General features: G+C 48.4%; 18 protein-coding genes. 15 read left to right on the top strand and 3 right to left on the bottom strand.

The window, feature by feature from the left end:
• The first annotated feature begins 21 nt into the window (after positions 1–21).
• The 15 genes from H3001_RS11875 to H3001_RS11805 all read left to right on the top strand — a co-directional run bounded on the left by H3001_RS11875 (position 22) and on the right by H3001_RS11805 (position 13,874).
• Positions 22–723, top strand: coding sequence for a 16S rRNA (uracil(1498)-N(3))-methyltransferase (locus tag H3001_RS11875; RefSeq protein ID WP_178243552.1), 702 nt, complete (start codon positions 22–24; stop codon positions 721–723).
• Between the two features lie 4 nt (positions 724–727).
• Positions 728–2,221 (top strand): DUF4836 family protein, encoded by a 1,494-nt coding sequence (locus H3001_RS11870; RefSeq protein WP_181215022.1) that lies wholly within the window; start codon positions 728–730, stop codon positions 2,219–2,221.
• 12 nt (positions 2,222–2,233) lie between these two features.
• The gene (locus H3001_RS11865; protein ID WP_178243550.1) at positions 2,234–2,878 is read left to right on the top strand and encodes an ATP-binding cassette domain-containing protein; all 645 of its coding nucleotides are present in this window, start codon (positions 2,234–2,236) and stop codon (positions 2,876–2,878) included.
• 33 nt (positions 2,879–2,911) lie between these two features.
• Positions 2,912–4,099: an ABC transporter permease gene (locus H3001_RS11860; protein ID WP_181215021.1), complete on the top strand. Its 1,188-nt coding sequence runs from the start codon at positions 2,912–2,914 to the stop codon at positions 4,097–4,099.
• A 78-nt stretch (positions 4,100–4,177) separates the two neighbouring features.
• Complete coding sequence (locus H3001_RS11855; protein WP_181215020.1) at positions 4,178–4,591, top strand: secondary thiamine-phosphate synthase enzyme YjbQ; 414 nt, start codon at positions 4,178–4,180, stop codon at positions 4,589–4,591.
• A 307-nt stretch (positions 4,592–4,898) separates the two neighbouring features.
• Complete coding sequence (gene atpD / locus H3001_RS11850) at positions 4,899–6,425, top strand: F0F1 ATP synthase subunit beta (RefSeq protein ID WP_178243547.1); 1,527 nt, start codon at positions 4,899–4,901, stop codon at positions 6,423–6,425.
• Positions 6,426–6,453: 28 nt separating this feature from the next.
• The gene (gene atpC / locus H3001_RS11845; RefSeq protein ID WP_178243546.1) at positions 6,454–6,699 is read left to right on the top strand and encodes an ATP synthase F1 subunit epsilon; all 246 of its coding nucleotides are present in this window, start codon (positions 6,454–6,456) and stop codon (positions 6,697–6,699) included.
• A gap of 71 nt (positions 6,700–6,770) precedes the next feature.
• Positions 6,771–7,181 carry a hypothetical protein gene (locus tag H3001_RS11840; protein WP_178243545.1) on the top strand — a complete coding sequence of 137 codons (411 nt, stop codon included), beginning with the start codon at positions 6,771–6,773 and terminating at the stop codon, positions 7,179–7,181.
• The gene (atpB, locus tag H3001_RS11835; protein ID WP_178243544.1) at positions 7,181–8,269 is read left to right on the top strand and encodes a F0F1 ATP synthase subunit A; all 1,089 of its coding nucleotides are present in this window, start codon (positions 7,181–7,183) and stop codon (positions 8,267–8,269) included. Before H3001_RS11840 ends, atpB begins: the two co-directional genes overlap by 1 nt.
• Before the next feature lie 51 nt (positions 8,270–8,320).
• On the top strand, positions 8,321–8,575 hold the full coding sequence (atpE, locus tag H3001_RS11830; RefSeq protein WP_178243543.1) for an ATP synthase F0 subunit C: 255 nt from the start codon (positions 8,321–8,323) through the stop codon (positions 8,573–8,575).
• Between the two features lie 75 nt (positions 8,576–8,650).
• Positions 8,651–9,154 carry a F0F1 ATP synthase subunit B gene (gene atpF, locus H3001_RS11825; RefSeq protein WP_178243542.1) on the top strand — a complete coding sequence of 168 codons (504 nt, stop codon included), beginning with the start codon at positions 8,651–8,653 and terminating at the stop codon, positions 9,152–9,154.
• Positions 9,155–9,163: 9 nt separating this feature from the next.
• Positions 9,164–9,718 carry a F0F1 ATP synthase subunit delta gene (locus H3001_RS11820; RefSeq protein WP_178243541.1) on the top strand — a complete coding sequence of 185 codons (555 nt, stop codon included), beginning with the start codon at positions 9,164–9,166 and terminating at the stop codon, positions 9,716–9,718.
• 17 nt (positions 9,719–9,735) lie between these two features.
• Complete coding sequence (gene atpA / locus H3001_RS11815) at positions 9,736–11,325, top strand: F0F1 ATP synthase subunit alpha (RefSeq protein WP_178243540.1); 1,590 nt, start codon at positions 9,736–9,738, stop codon at positions 11,323–11,325.
• Positions 11,326–11,330: 5 nt separating this feature from the next.
• Entirely contained in the window at positions 11,331–12,212 is an 882-nt protein-coding gene (locus H3001_RS11810; RefSeq protein ID WP_181215019.1) for a F0F1 ATP synthase subunit gamma, read from the top strand.
• Between the two features lie 165 nt (positions 12,213–12,377).
• Positions 12,378–13,874: a TrkH family potassium uptake protein gene (locus H3001_RS11805; RefSeq protein WP_178243538.1), complete on the top strand. Its 1,497-nt coding sequence runs from the start codon at positions 12,378–12,380 to the stop codon at positions 13,872–13,874.
• Between the two features lie 78 nt (positions 13,875–13,952).
• Here the strand turns inward: H3001_RS11805 and H3001_RS11800 are convergent, their stop codons facing one another.
• The 3 genes from H3001_RS11800 to H3001_RS11790 form a co-directional block, all read right to left on the bottom strand.
• On the bottom strand, positions 13,953–14,375 hold the full coding sequence (locus H3001_RS11800; protein ID WP_178243537.1) for a hypothetical protein: 423 nt from the start codon (positions 14,373–14,375) through the stop codon (positions 13,953–13,955).
• Between the two features lie 222 nt (positions 14,376–14,597).
• Positions 14,598–15,959, bottom strand: a complete 1,362-nt coding sequence (locus H3001_RS11795; protein WP_178243536.1) for an MATE family efflux transporter — start codon at positions 15,957–15,959, stop codon at positions 14,598–14,600.
• Between the two features lie 20 nt (positions 15,960–15,979).
• Positions 15,980–16,468: a pyridoxamine 5'-phosphate oxidase family protein gene (locus H3001_RS11790; RefSeq protein ID WP_181215018.1), complete on the bottom strand. Its 489-nt coding sequence runs from the start codon at positions 16,466–16,468 to the stop codon at positions 15,980–15,982.
• Positions 16,469–16,600: the final 132 nt, after the last annotated feature.

The raw sequence follows: 16,600 nt of genomic DNA, 5'->3' as shown, positions 1-16,600 counted from the left end.
ATTTTAATAAAAAAGAAGAATATGCATGTATTTTATACCCCGGATATTGCGGTGTCACCCGAACTTCCGGAAGAGGAGGCCGGTCACTGCCTGCGTGTGTTGCGTTTGGGAATCGGCGATGAAGTGATGCTGACAGACGGGAAAGGTTATTTTTACAAGGCGGTCATCAGTGCCGCAACAGGGAAGCGTTGCCAGGTGAAGGTGGTAGAGACCATCCGGCAGGAAGCGTTCTGGAACGGACATCTTCATCTGGCAATGGCTCCTACTAAAAATATGGACCGTATCGAATGGTTTGCGGAAAAGGCAACGGAAATCGGTTTTGACGAACTGACGTTCCTGAACTGCCGTTTTTCGGAACGGAAGGTCATCAAGACCGAAAGGGTCGAGAAAATCGTGGTTTCGGCGGTGAAACAGTCGCTGAAGGCTTCCAAACCGATTGTAAATGAAATGATTGACTTCAACAAGTTCGTGCAGAAGGAGTTCGGCGGACAGAAGTTCATCGCTCATTGTTACGAAGGCGAGAAGCCGTTGCTGAAGGACGTGCTGGTGCCTGGAGAGGATGCGCTGGTGCTGATCGGTCCGGAAGGTGATTTCAGTCCGGAAGAGGTGAAAAAAGCCGAAGAGGCCGGATTCCGTGCCATCAGCCTGGGCAAGTCACGCTTGCGCACGGAAACAGCAGCACTGGTGGCGGTACACATCATGAACTTATTTAATCAGAAATAATAGAATGAAGATCATACGGAAAAAAATGACTGCCTGGACAATGGGGCTCATGCTTTTGCTGGCTGCCTGTTCAGACGGTTCGCGTTATGTGGAGGCGCTTCCGGCAGATGCAGCTCTGGTTGCTGCCGTGGATGTGAACGGCATGGCCCGGAAAGCGGGGTTGCTGGATGTCGAGGGAGGAACGGTCCGTACTTGGCTGAAGCGCACGCTGGGAGAGAGTCTGGGAGAGTCGGAAGCCATGCTCGACCGGCTGATGGAAGATCCGTCGGGATGCGGCCTGCAGTTTACGGATAAGGTATTTGTATTTGTGGCTTCCGGATCGGAATATGCGGGGGCTTTGTTCCGTGTAAAGGATGTGGACGACCTGGAGCAGTTTGTGGAACTCCTCCGACAGCAGCAGTTGTGTGACGAGGTGCGCGAAAGTGACGGCTCGTCGTGGACCCTGATGGGCGGTATGCTGGCTGCCTGGTCGGACAGGGCTTTCCTGATCATGGCTTCTCCGAAGGGGGAAGATCCTGCACGTCTGCAGCGACAGGCCGACCGCCTGCTTCGTCAGCAGGAAGGTGAGGGCTTTACGGCGACTGCCGACTATGCCCGCATGTGTGAGACGAAGGGGGAGGTAGTGACACTTGCTTCTCTTGATTTGTTTCCTTATCAGACGGTGCTTCCTCTGACCATGGGACTTTCGGGCGATTTGAAGCTGAAGGATGTGAAGGCACTTGCCGCACTGGAGTTCGGTGAGGGAAAGGCCGTGATGCAGATTCAGACACAGGTAGCCGACAAGGTGGTGCAGTCGGTGCTCGAGAAGCAGTTGCAGGTCACTGGGCCGCTGGAAGGAACGTACCTGGAGGCATTTCCGAAGAAAATGGGGGCCTGGGCTTCTTTCAATGCGGACGGAAAGCAATTGTATGACTTCTTGAATGAGAATCCGTATGTGCGCCGTCTTTTTGAGCACTCCATGATTCCGATTGATTTTGCTGCCGTTTTTGGGGCAATACATGGAGATGTGGCTCTGGCGATGCCGGATCCGCTGCACAGTAATGCGTTTATGGCGTATGCCCGTGTGACCGGCAGTGGTTTCCTGCAGACATTTGAGGACTTGAAACCGTTGCTGGCAATGACCGGCGGACAGGCGCGTCTGATCAATCAGGGCGAGAAGGCGTATGAGTTCCGGACGACGGATGCTTCCCTGATCGGACTGCCGGCAGGACCGCTTGCACTTTGGTTCGGGGTGAGAGGTGATCATCTGTACCTGACGAACGACAAGCGTTTGCTGGATGAAAAGGTACTGGGACTTTCTCTTGCCAATACGGCCTGGGGCAACCGGGTGAAGGGGCAGCGCTTCTTTGTGGCTGCCGATGCGGCTGGGGTATGGCCGGATGCGGAGACCTTGACCGTGGAAAGTGCGGATGGAAGCAATATCCGCGTGGAGTGGGTGATGAAAGACAATAAGACAAATGTATTGGAGCAGCTTATCCGCAGGATAGGGCTCCGTTAATGGTATAAGAAGATGAAAACGATAGAATTGCAGCATACGCTTCCGGAGGTCTTTGCCGGACGTGACCGTGTGGAGTCGGACGTATGGCATAAGCAACTGGAATTCCGGCGGGGAGAAGTGTATCTGATAGAGGCGGCTTCCGGAACCGGTAAATCTTCGCTGTGCAGTTATGTTTATGGATACCGTAAAGATTATCAGGGAATTATCTGTTTCGATGGTGTCAATATCCGTTCGTACTCCGTGGCACAGTGGGTGGACTGCCGGAAGAATTCGCTGAGTATGTTGTTTCAGGAACTGCGTTTGTTCCCGGAACTTACGGCCTGGGAAAATGTGCATCTGAAAAATACGCTGACCGGATTCCGGGAGAAGAAACAGATCAGGGAATGGTTTGAAATGCTGGGAATTGCGGACAAATGGGACCAGCCGGTAGGGCGGATGTCATTCGGGCAGCAGCAGCGCGTGGCATTTATCCGGGCGCTTTGTCAGCCGGCTGATTTTATCTTCCTGGACGAGCCGGTCAGTCACCTGGACGATGTCAATGCGGGCATTATGGGACGCATGCTCAGGGAGGAAGTCACGCAGCGGGGAGTCGGAATCATTGTGACCTCAGTAGGAAGACAGTTGCCTATGGAGTACAACCGGGTGCTTTCGCTGTAAAAAGTATGTTTGAAGATCATAAATAATTGTGTGATGGTTTGGAAATTATTGAAACAGCATATCAGTAAGGCACAGCTGGCCGGCTTTTTTCTGGCCAATCTGTGCGGTACGGTCATTATCCTGCTCAGCGTACAGTTCTATCAGGACGTGAAACCGCTTTTTATGGGCGGCGACAGTTTCATGAGTAAGGACTATATCATTGTCTGCAAGAAGGTCAGTGCTCTGGGCTCACTGGTGGGCCGGGGTACCAGTTTTTCGGAAGCAGAAGTGGACGAGATGCGTGCCCAGCCGTTTGCCGAAGCGGTGGGAGTATTCAAGCCGGCCCGGTTTAACGTGTCGGCAGGGATGGGGCTTCAGGGAATCAGTTTTTCTACCGCCATGTTTTTTGAGGCGGTACCTGATGCTTTCCTGGATGTGCGTCCCGAAGAATGGAAATACGAGGAAGGACAGGAGGAAATTCCGATTATCCTGCCCCGTAATTATTTGAATCTGTACAACTTCGGTTTTGCGAAAAGCCGCAGCCTGCCTCAGTTGTCCGAAGGAATGCTGGGAATGGTGGCCTTGGATGTGCGCATCAGCGGAAGGGGGCAGGTCAAACTGCTGAAAGGCCGTATTGTCGGTTTTTCGAACCGCCTGAACACCATACTTGTGCCGGAGTCGTTCATTGATTGGGGAAATCGTCTGTATGGAGAAGACAAGGAACTGCAGACTTCCCGCCTGATTGTGGAAGTCGACAATCCTGCCGATGAACGCATCGTGCAGTTCATGCAAAAGAACGGATATGAAGTGGAGGGAGACAAACTGGATACGGGAAAGACTGCCTGGTTCCTGAAGCTGATTATCGGGGTGGTAATATCGGTCGGTGCCTTGATCAGTGTGCTCTCGCTGTACATTCTCATGCTGAGCATTTATTTGCTGCTGCAGAAAAATACGGTCAAACTCGAGAACCTGCTGCTGATTGGATACAGTCCGGCAAGGGTGGCACGCCCTTACCAAGGGCTGACGGTTGCCTTGAACTTTGTCATACTGGCATTGGGACTGTGGGCCGTGAAAATGATCAGGGATGCTTATCTGGATACGCTGGGTGCCTTGCTTCCGGGAGCAGGAGACGGTAACCTGTGGGTGGCGGTAGGAGCAGGACTGGTGTTGTTCCTGTTCGCATCACTTCTGAATGTCTGGGTGATCCGTCATAAAATCAACTCCATCTGGAAGCGTGAGTGACGGCTTTCCGAAGAATAGGACTGCCGGATTGAGACCGCAGATATCAGGAAAAACAGGACTCTTACAAAAAATAGTTGAATGGAAATAAAACAAGTAGCCTTTACACTGAAGCCTCGTAAGCGTGGCTTTCATCTGATTACGCAGGAAATACTTGCCAATCTGCCGGCTTTGCCCCAGGCAGGTTTGCTGAACCTGTTTGTAAAGCATACCAGTTGCGCACTGAGCATCAATGAGAACTACGATCCCAGTGTAAGAACGGATATGGAATATATTTATAACTGTCTGGTGCCGGAAAACGACGCCCGGTACATTCATACCGATGAAGGGGCAGATGACATGCCCAGTCATGCGAAATCAAGCCTGACAGGTGTTTCACTGGTGATTCCGATAACGGATGGAAAACTGAATCTGGGAACCTGGCAGGGAATTTATCTGTGCGAGTTCCGCGATTATGGAGGCCCCAGAAAGATAGTAGCCACCATTATGGGATAGGAAGAAAAACAGGAACCGGTTCCGGCATTTTGCTGAAACCGGTTTTTGTCGTTAAACGGGCCTCCTGATACAATGTGAAATTATCTGTATTAATCTGTCGCAATGTTAATCGGTTTGGGAAATTTCTCTTGATTTATGTCTAAAAACATAAGAATTGGGATAAAAAATGTTATCTTGGTGTACACCTTTGGGACTTTATTGGCTAAATTTGCGTTACCTGATTAGTCAAACATTAAACAGTTAGAGTGTGAACTTTGAGGGTTAGATGTAATAGAAAAAAGAATCTGTTTTAATAAAAATTAAGCTTATGTCAAAAATCGTTGGACATATTTCGCAAGTAATCGGTCCGGTTGTCGATGTACATTTCAAATTCGACGGACAGGATGCTGAATATGCGCTGCCAAAAATACACGATGCGTTGACAATCCTTCGTAAAGATGGTCGTACGCTTGTGGTGGAGGTACAGCAGCATATCGGTGAAGATACCGTGCGTACAGTTGCCATGGACAGTACAGACGGATTACAGCGCGGAATGGAGGTGGTTCCTACCGGACAGGCAATTACCATGCCTGTGGGGGCTCAAATTAAGGGACGTGTAATGAACGTTGTCGGTGAAACTATTGACGGTATGAAGGAATTGGACAAGACGGATGGCTTTCCGATTCACCGTGAACCGCCTAAATTTGAAGACCTGGCAACGACTCAGGAAGTCTTGTTTACAGGAATCAAGGTAATCGATTTGCTGGAGCCGTACCTGAAAGGTGGAAAAATCGGACTTTTCGGTGGTGCGGGTGTTGGTAAGACCGTATTGATTAAAGAGCTTATCAATAATATCGCCAAGAAGCACAACGGATTTTCTGTATTCGCCGGAGTCGGTGAGCGTACCCGTGAGGGAAACGACTTGCTGCGTGAGATGATTGAATCTGGCGTTATCCGCTACGGTGAGGAGTTCCTGAAGAGTATGGAAGAAGGTAAATGGGATTTGTCGAAGGTTGATTATTCAGAAATCGAAAAGTCGCAGGTTGCCATGGTGTTCGGACAGATGAACGAACCTCCTGGAGCACGTCAGTCAGTGGCGCTTTCCGGACTGACACTGGCAGAGTCGTTCCGTGACCGCCAGAACGGAGAGAATGCTCCGCGCGACATCCTGTTTTTCATTGATAACATTTTCCGTTTCACGCAGGCCGGTTCTGAGGTTTCCGCGTTGTTGGGACGAATGCCTTCTGCCGTAGGTTACCAGCCGACACTGGCGACTGAAATGGGTCAGATGCAGGAACGTATTACTTCTACCAAGAACGGATCTATCACCTCAGTTCAGGCGGTTTATGTGCCTGCCGATGACTTGACCGACCCGGCACCTGCCACTACCTTTACTCACTTGGATGCCACTACGGTATTGAGCCGTAAGATTACCGAGCTGGGTATTTATCCGGCAGTGGATCCGCTGGAGTCTACTTCGCGTATCCTTGATCCGCTGATTGTAGGAAAGGAACATTACGAGACTGCTCAGCGCGTAAAGCAGATCCTGCAGCGTAACAAGGAACTTCAGGATATTATTTCTATCCTGGGTATGGATGAATTGTCCGATGAAGACCGTCTGACAGTAAACCGTGCGCGTCGTGTACAGCGTTTCCTGTCTCAGCCGTTTGCCGTAGCCGAACAGTTTACCGGTGTACCGGGTGTAATGGTATCCATCGAAGATACAATCAAAGGCTTCAAGATGATTCTGGACGGTGAAGTGGATGACTTGCCGGAACAGGCCTTCCTGAACGTCGGTACGATTGAAGATGCCATCGAGAAAGGTAAGAAACTGCTTGAGGCTGCGAAAGGGTGATTGTGCGTTGAAATAGAAAACAAAGAATATGAAAGAAATGCATTTAGTGATTGTTTCACCAGAGCGTATGGTTTTCGACGGAGAGGTGTCGCAGGTGACGCTGCCGGGGCAGGTAGGAGAGTTTCAGATTCTGAAGAATCATGCTCCTCTTATTTCTGCACTGGCGGCCGGAAAGCTGACTTATACGTCGGGAACGGAAATGCAGAGCCTGAATATCTCAGGCGGTTTCGTGGAAGTGAGTAATAATCAGATTTCTGTCTGTGCCGAACTTTGAGAAAAGTGAAGCAGGCGATTGAACCTTAGCATGTTTTGGTTGTTTTACAGGTTTTAAAACAACACGATACTATGTTTTTGTTGACCGTAAGAAAAGTTTTTATTCGAGAGCTGACTCTCATTGGTGTGGTGTTGACGGTCCTGGTAGCCGTAGTATATCATATGTTTATACCCGAAAGGTATTTCCTGTGGTTTCCGGCCATACCTATATTCTTTTATCTTTTCGGTCTGCTGTACATAGCCATGTTTTCGTTCTTTTATCGTCTGGGACTGGAAAAACTGATTATGTGCTACATGATATGCAAAGTGCTGAAGTTTACGTTAAGCGCCATTGTGCTGATGTTTTATGCATTGGTCATAGGGCATGAGATTCTGGCTTTCATGCTGACGTTTATCTTCTTCTTCTTTGCCTTCCTGATTTTTGAAACCCGTTTCTTTCTGCGCTTTGAGGCAAAACTGAAGAACAGTAAAAAAAAGAACTGATGAAAAAATTAAAATCAATCGTATTGCTTTTGCTCTTACTGGTAAGCGTTCCTGGAATGCTGAATGCACAGCAGGCAGACTCTCTTTCCGTAGCAGCGGCCGCCCCTTCTGAGGAAGAAGAGGTGAATGTAAGTGAACTGGTATTCGGACATATCGGGGATGCTTATGAATGGCATATTGCTACACTGGGAGGTAAAGAATGGAGCATTCCTCTTCCTGTGATTGTGCATAGCAGTACCGGATGGCATGTGTTCTCTTCTTCTCACTTGAAAGAGGGGGAATATGAAGGACTGTATATTGCTTCTCAAGGCACGAACGAAGGTAAGATTGTGGAACGCAATGCAGCTGGCGAGGAAGTGCGTCCGTTTGATATTTCCATTACGAAAAATGTACTGGGACTGTTCATCAACAGTGCGGTCTTGTTACTGATTCTGATGAGTTGTGTCAGATGGTATAAGAAACATCCGGTAGAAGAAGGGGCTCCCCGGGGGGGAGTAGGAATGGTAGAAGCCATGGTGCTGATGATCTATGAAGATGTGATCAAAGGTTGTATCGGAGAAGATTACAAGCGCTACGCTCCTTATTTGCTGACGGCATTTTTCTTTGTCCTGGTCAACAACCTGATGGGACTGATTCCGATTTTCCCGGGTGGTGCCAACGTAACCGGAAACATAGCCGTAACACTGGTCTTGGCGGTTTGTACGTTCATACTGACCAATGTGTATGGTTCCAAAGAGTACTGGAAAGAAATTTTCTGGCCGGAGGTTCCGGTGTGGCTGAAAGTGCCGATACCGATGATGCCGGTAATCGAACTGTTTGGAATTTTCACTAAGCCTTTTGCTTTGATGATCCGTTTGTTTGCCAATATTATGGCGGGACACGCTGCCATCCTGAGTCTGATAGCCATCATCTTTATTACCGTTAAGGCGGGTGCGGTTATCAATGGTTCTATGACTGCGGTTGCTGTATTATTCGGTATTTTCATGGATGCATTGGAGGTACTGGTCGCATTCATTCAGGCGTATGTATTTACCATGCTTTCTGCCGTGTTTATCGGACTTTCCAGAGTAAAAGGATCTGAAGAATAATTAAAGAATTAATTTAAAGATAAAGTATAACCATTTAAAAATAAGAAGATTATGTTAATGTCAATTTTATTACAAGCTATTGCGGGTGCAGGTATTGGTAAGTTAGGTGCAGCTATTGGTGCTGGTATTGCAGTACTTGGTGCAGGTATAGGTATTGGTAAAATCGGTAGCTCTGCCATGGAAGGTATCGCACGTCAGCCGGAAGCTTCCGGAGACATTCGTATGAACATGATTATTGCAGCTGCCTTGGTAGAAGGTGTTGCATTGATTGCGATCGTAGTTTGTTTGCTGACATTGTTCTTGTAATTAAAAAATCTGGAAAGCATAGGAAAGGCAGCCTTGTTCTGCCTTCCTTGAACTTTCCTGTAAAAGGTTTGAAATATGGGATTATTAACACCAGATCCGGGGTTGCTTTTCTGGATGATCATTGTGTTTGGAGCCGTGTTCTTTATTCTTGCGAAATACGGTTTCCCAGTAATCATCAAGATGGTGGACGACCGGAAAGCATATATTGACAATTCGCTGAAATCGGCGCGTGAGGCAAATGAACGCCTTGCCAATATCAAAAAGGAAAGCGAGCAGATATTGGCAGAAGCTCATGATGAGCAGGCAAGAATTCTGACTCAGGCTGCAGAAACTGCCGACCGTATCGTGAAAGCGGCTCAGGAACGTGCCTTTGCCGAAGGAGAACGGTTGATGGGAGAAATGAAGAAGCAGATCGAAACCGAGAAAGAAAGTGCAATCCGCGACATTCGCCGTCAGGTTGCCGTGCTCTCGGTAGGAATTGCTGAAAAGATTATGCGTAACAAACTGGCCGATACCCAGGAACAGCAAGAACTGATTGACCGTATGCTGGACGAAATGCTGGAATCGGCAAAAAAATAATCATGAAGTATGGATATAGGAGTCGTTTCGAAGCGTTATGCGAAAGCCTTACTGGCCTATGCGAAGGCGCAAGGGAAGGAGGATACTGTATACAATGAAGTGCGGTTGCTGGCCGGTCATCTTATGGCTGTTCCCGAATTGCGGCGTGCTTTGGAAAATCCGATACTTGATGTACAGCGGAAAATGGCACTGTTGTGCGAAGCGGCAGGAGGTACGTCTGTAAGCGAGGAACTGCAGCGTTTCTTCCAGTTGGTACTGGAGGCAAAACGGGAAAAGTTCCTGCAATTCATGGCATGGTCGTATATCGACCTGTATCGTGAAGACAAACATATCTTCAGTGGCCGTCTGATTACAGCCGTTCCTTCCGAGCGCCTGGTGAAACACCTGTCGGAACTGATAGGCGAGCGTACGCATGGAACTGTGGAAATCGAAGCGCGTACGGATGAAAGCCTTATTGGCGGATATATTATCGAGCTCGATGGATTCCGTCTGGATGCGAGCGTGCAGAATCAGTTGAAACGGGTACGCCAGCAGTTTTTAGCGAGAAACAAAAGAATTGTTTAAATTAAAATTGAGTAGTTATGCCAAATACTATAAAACCCAGTGAAGTGTCTGAAGTATTGCTCAGTCAGCTTCAAGGCATTGATACTTCGCTGAAATTTGATGAGGTGGGTACCGTGCTGCAGGTCAGCGATGGGGTAGCGCGCATTTATGGCTTGCGGAATGCGGAGGCCAACGAACTTCTTCAGTTTGAAAACGGTATCATGGGTACTGTGATGAACCTGGAGGAGGACAATGTGGGTGCCGTATTGTTGGGACCGACCGATCAGATTAAGGAAGGAATGATTGTGAAACGTACCAAGCGTATTGCTTCTATCAACGTAGGAGAAAGCATGCTGGGACGTGTAATTGACCCGTTGGGAGTTCCTTTGGACGGACGCGGTGAAATCGGTGGTGAACTCTTTGAGATGCCTTTGGAACGTAAGGCGCCGGGAGTGATCTTCCGTCAGCCGGTAACTGAGCCTCTTCAGACCGGATTGAAGGCCATTGACGCCATGATTCCGATCGGACGCGGACAGCGTGAGCTGATCATCGGTGACCGTCAGACCGGTAAGACTGCCATTGCCATTGATACCATCATCAACCAGCGTGCCAACTACGAAGCCGGCAATCCGGTTTACTGTATCTATGTAGCCGTCGGACAGAAAGGATCTACGGTGGCTGCCCTGGTCAATGCCCTGCGTGAAAAGGGAGCGATGGATTACACGGTAGTCGTTGCGGCTACTGCTTCCGACCCTGCTGCCATGCAGTATTTTGCTCCGTTTGCAGGTGCCGCCATCGGCGAATACTTCCGTGATACCGGCCGACATGCTCTTGTGGTGTACGATGACTTGTCGAAGCAGGCCGTTGCTTACCGTGAGGTATCTTTGATTTTGCGTCGTCCTTCCGGCCGTGAAGCTTATCCGGGTGATATCTTCTATTTGCACTCACGACTGCTGGAGCGTGCTGCGAAAATCATCAGCCAGCAGGAAGTGGCAGAGCAGATGAATGACCTTCCGCCCAGCCTGAAGGGAAAAGTAAAAGCCGGAGGTTCACTGACTGCCTTGCCGATTATCGAAACACAGGCGGGTGACGTTTCTGCCTACATTCCTACCAACGTAATCTCCATTACCGACGGACAGATATTCCTTGAAACCGACTTGTTCAACCAGGGATTCCGTCCTGCCATCAATGTAGGTATTTCGGTATCCCGTGTTGGAGGTAGCGCGCAGATCAAAAGTATGAAGAAAGTGGCCGGAACATTGAAAATCGACCAGGCTCAGTACCGTGAACTGGAAGCATTCTCCAAGTTCAGCAGTGACATGGATCCGGTAACTGCCATGGCCATCGACCGCGGACGAAAGAACAATCAGCTGCTGATCCAGCCTCAGTATTCTCCGATGCCGGTAGGTGAGCAGGTAGCCATACTTTACTGTGGAACCCACGGACTGATGCGTGATATTCCTATCAGCAAGGTACGCGATTTCCAGAAGGCCTTCCTCAACAATATGCGTGCCGATCATAAGGCCGATGTACTGGATGTGCTGGCAAGCGGAAAAATCAATGAAGAGGTTACTGCGATTATTGAGAAAGTGGCAGCCCAGACAATTGTACAGTTTAAAGATAAATAAGAATCATGGCATCACTGAAGGAAGTAAAAGGAAGGATCAATTCGATCAATGGAACGCTGAAAATCACTTCAGCGATGAAGATGGTAGCCTCCTCCAAGCTGCATAAGGCACAGGAGGCGATAGAAAATATGCTTCCTTATGAACGCAGGCTCTATCATATGCTGACGAATTTCCTGAAATCGGACGTCAGTGTAGAGTCACCTTTCATTGTGAAGCGTGAGGTGAAAAAGGTTGCAATTGTTGTCTTTGCTTCAAACAGCAGTCTCTGTGGCGGATTCAATGCCAATGTGATCCGCCACCTGACGGAGATGATCAACCAGTATGCGGGCCAGGTCGGAAAGGAGAATATTCTTGTCTATCCGGTGGGACGTAAAGTGGCTGATGCAGTCAAGAAATTGGACATTGTTCCCGAAGGCGATTATCAGCATATGAGCGGAAAACCTAATTTCCAGGAGGCTTCCGAGCTGGCATCTGCCCTGATGACCCGTTTTCTCTCGGGAGAGATCCAGCAGGTAGAGTTGCTTTACAATCACTTTAAGTCGACTTCTACTCAGGTACTTACCCGTGAGACCTATTTGCCGATTGACCTGAGCAAGACTAAGGAAATGGCCGATGCAGGTAACGGCGAAATGCAGTCCGACTACATCGTGGAACCTTCTGTCGAAACCGTGGTAAGCGAATTGCTGCCGAAAGTGCTTCGCATGAAGATATACACCGTATTGCTGGATTCGGTAGCGGCAGAGCATGCTGCGAGAACCATGGCCATGCAGATTGCTACGGACAATGCCAATGATTTGATTCAGGAACTGACCCTGCTGTACAACAAGAGCCGTCAGCAGGCCATTACCAACGAGTTGCTGGATATTATCGGTGGTACCATGTCCTGACCGGATTGTGGAAAAGGCTTGACAATGTCGTAAGAAAAGATAAAAGTGGATTTCAAGGTCGGTTTGTTCTGAGAAACTGTCACCTGAAATCCACTTTTGTTTGTATGTACTTCTCTCTTCAATCTTTTTTCATTAGATTTGCACGTTACTTTTCAAAAAATAGAAATGGAAGAAATAGTTGCAGATAATGTATTAAACCGGAATAAAAGTCTGATTAACCGGAAAATGATCCTGAAAATTTTGGGCATCCTGCTTTTCTTGGAAGGAATCATGTTCTTAATCTGTACCGGAGTCTCCTTGAGTTATAACGAACCCGATTATATCTATTTTATTTATTCTACTCTTATTGCTGTCGTGGTGGGAGGGCTCTTCCTGATATTAGGCAAGGGAGCCGAAAATAAATTGTCACGGCGCGACGGATATTGTATTGTAGCTTTTACCTGGGTGCTGTTTACCGCCTTCGGCATGCTGCCTTTCTACATCAGTGGGGAGATACCTTCCGTAGCGGATGCTTTTTTTGAAACGATGTCGGGATTTACTACCACTGGAGCCACTATATTGGATGATATTGAGTCACTGCCGTATGGAATGCTTTTCTGGCGCAGTTTCACGCAGTGGATAGGGGGATTGGGTATTGTTTTCTTTACCATTGCCGTCCTGCCTATTTTCGGGGTCGGCAATCAGGTGCTGTTCTCTGCCGAGGCTACGGGGGTCACTCACGACAAGATCCATCCGAAAATCAGCATCATGGCCAAATGGCTTTGGACCGTATACCTGATACTGACGGTTACCGAGACAGCGTTGCTGATGTGTGGAGGCATGAACCTGTTTGATGCTGTCTGCCACTCTTTCACCACCACGGCTACCGGAGGATATTCTACCAAGCAGAGCAGCGTGGCTTATTGGAACTCCCCGTTTATTGAGTACGTCATTGCCATTTTCATGATTCTTTCCAGTCTGAACTTTGCACTGTATTTCATGTGTCTGAAAGGACGCTTCATGACCCTGTTCAAGGACGATGAATTCAAGTATTTCCTCTCGTCTGTGGGAGCCGTCACCCTTCTGATCAGTATCTCGCTGGTTTACCATAATAATTACGAGATAGAGGAGGCCTTCCGGAAGGCCTTGTTTCAGGTCGCTTCCGTTCATTCCTCCTGCGGATTCGCGACGGATGACTATTCTTACTGGGCACCCTTTACGTGGCTGTTGCTGATTTATACCATGTTTGCCGGAGGATGTACCGGATCTACGGGCGGTGGTATCAAGAGCATGCGTCTGCTGATTGTGTTGCGTAATGCCAAAAACGAATTCAACCGTCTGATTCATCCCCGTGCCGTATTGCCGGTAAAGGTGAACCGTCAGACAGTGCCTTCTTCTACGGTTTCTACCGTAATCACGTTTGTGCTGTTTTACCTGATTGTGGTTTTTGTAAGTTGGCTGCTACTGATGTTCCTGGGAATCGATTTCATGGAATCGTTCAGTCTGGTCGTATCCAGTCTGGGTAATGTGGGCCCTGGACTCGGAGCCTTCGGACCTGCTTTCAGTTGGAGTGCCCTGCCCGATCTGGTGAAATGGATCTTGTCTTTCCTGATGCTGATCGGTCGTCTGGAACTCTTCGGCGTACTGTTGATCTTCGTTCCTGGATTCTGGAACAAGAACTGATGACAGTACCGATGAAATACATTTCAGGCATCCTTCGGTTTATCGGTTTCCCGATGTGTCCGGAGGATGCCTGATTTTTTAATACACCGGTTTCAGTACAACCGGTACATCGTCTATCCGGCACTCCATGTCATAGCCTCTCGGATAGATATCATCGATATAGGAAGCCTTTCCTCTGAAATACATGCACAGGCTGGTGTAAGAGTGATTGCGCCATTCCCATTCCATGTACACCGTACTCTTTTCCATTACGCGGCCGTATTCGTCCTCTACATAGGTATAGATTTCACCGGTTCCGTCGGGGAAAAATACCAGTTCCCGGTAATGGTAACACCGGTAGGTATCTACCCATTCATCCATCCAGGGATTGTTGCATAAAAAACGGCTGTTCTCATAATATCCGTTGTCGTTGCCAATGATTTCAATATCGCATGAAGTGAACGCCAGCATGCTGACGAGCAGGATAATCACGTACTGACATTTTATACGAATGGCTTTCATAATGCCCTCCTTTCTTTTATGAATCATTATTTGTTTTGTTTTCTTGTTTGAGACAAAAGTACACAATCGGGCACATTACAGCGAAGATTTTCACCTAAAAGAACAGAGGGAGAACCCTATTGTTTCATAGGGTTTTCCCTCTGTGAAGGACATGGTTCTTGAAATCCCTGTCCGAAATACGTAGCAAATCCGTGTACCGGATAAACTTCCGGTACAGGCGGATCAGATCTTTTTCCGGCTCCAGTTGCCTTTATACAGATACAGATAACTGGCTATTCCGATGCAAAGAGCATAAAGATGTTCGGCAAACCAGCAGATGGCCACATCAGCCTTTAAAATCAGTATGACTACCGAGATGAAGATGAGGTAAATCATCAGGGCCGCCAGTTCCAGTTTGAATGCCATCTGGGTATTTCCCGTACCCGAAACCGACTGGAAATAAATATTCCCCGGAATCAGTATGAAGTATGCGGAACAAAGCACCCAAAGGGTCGGGATGGAAGCTTCCACGAGTTCCGGAATATCCGTATAGATTCTCAGTACACCGTGCGGGAACAAGGCAATCAGGGCAATGACCGGCAGTACGATGCAGGTGCACAGCCGGATGTGACGGCCAATCAGACGGAGCACCTCCTCCGGATGGCCGGCGCCGATACGGTTGCTGACCAGTGAGCCGCAGGTCGAAGCAAATGCCATGACCGTCATGAAAGGCAGGCTGGATACGCTTCGGATAATGTTTGAGATGGCCAGCGGGCGTTCTCCCAGATGCTCTATGAAAAGGAAGAACAGGAACCACGTGGAAAGTGAGATGAAATTCTGTATCATGGTCCAGAGAGAGATGCTCATGATGTGTTTCAGCTCCTTGATCCGGATACCCGGAACGTGATTGAGTCCGTATTTCCTGTAGTCGACTTTCCTCCACGTATACGTAATGAAGAAGATGACGGAAACGAGTTCGGCCAGTGAAGAACCGATAGCCGCTCCGGCAATGCCCATGGCCGGGAATCCGAATTTTCCGAAAATCAAGGTATAGTTGAATAAAATGTTCGACAGGACCATGACTACCGAATTCAGGGTCAGCGTCCTTGTCTGCGTGGTACCTACGAAAAAGGCCCGGAACATGGCACCCGTAAACGAGAAGAAGAATCCATAGACTCTCCACTGGATATAATCGGTGGCTGCATCAATAATGTGGGGAGAGGCGATAAGGCTCCCCAGTATCTGCTCCGAGAAAAGCTGTGAAAGCGTAAAAATCACCGCACTGACCAGCATCAGGAAATAGATACCCTGGTAGAATATGTTTCCGATGGTACGGTAATTTCCCTCTCCGTTGCGGCGGGCAATCAGAATCTGAGACCCGACCGTAAAGCCGAAGCCGATCATGAAAATGGCAAGGTAGTATACTCCGGCAATGGCCGATGCTCCCAACTCAACTTCTCCGACTCGTCCCAGAAAGGCCGTATCGGTGATTCCGATCATCTGTTCCATGATCAGACTGATGAGGATGGGGTAGGCGATGAGCCAGATTTCCTTGTAGCTATAGGTCTTATTTTGCTCGAGCGGTTTTGTGTCGGTTGATTCCATATAAGGGTTCGGTGCGTAGATTAAAACTTGTTTTTGGTTTTTGCGCTGATTTCTTCGATATCCAGGCGGATGATTTCCGTACGGTGGAACGACTTGGCGGCATAGTCCATACCGATTATCTTATGGTCGGGACAGTATTTGCCCAGAAAGAGCGAGAGTGCCGACATCCGTTCTGCCTCATGAAGGCTGTGATGGGCCGTGCAGCGCAGTACCACACTTTCGTAGGCTGTCGTGAATTGCGAAGGAATCACCCGGGTGCGGCCTACCACACAAAACGATACGGAGGCACATGCATCAATACAGTCCAGTTTCCTTCCTACCGGGGCACAGTGGATGTAGATAGAGTTTCCTCTGTCCCATACATAACTGAGCGGAATCCCGTAGGCACCGCTCTTGTCGGGAGTGCACATTGATAAAACGCCATATTCTCCCTGCTTCAAAATTTCGTATGCCCGCTCTTCGTCCATCAGACGGTCCTGGCGGCGTACGGATCCATTGTCGAATTTCATTGGTTTAATAGAGTTTATATCGAATAATTGATTAAAGCGTTCTTTGACTTATCTTTGTGGTCTAAAAAGTTCAATTGATGTATTATGACAAGATTCGCCACCGTCATAGCCAAGTGCTTGCAGCGACAGGAT

It is taken from the genome of Phocaeicola faecicola, from assembly GCF_013618865.1.
Taxonomy (GTDB): domain Bacteria; phylum Bacteroidota; class Bacteroidia; order Bacteroidales; family Bacteroidaceae; genus Phocaeicola; species Phocaeicola faecicola.
This window is presented reverse-complemented; position numbering and strand designations above follow the sequence as displayed.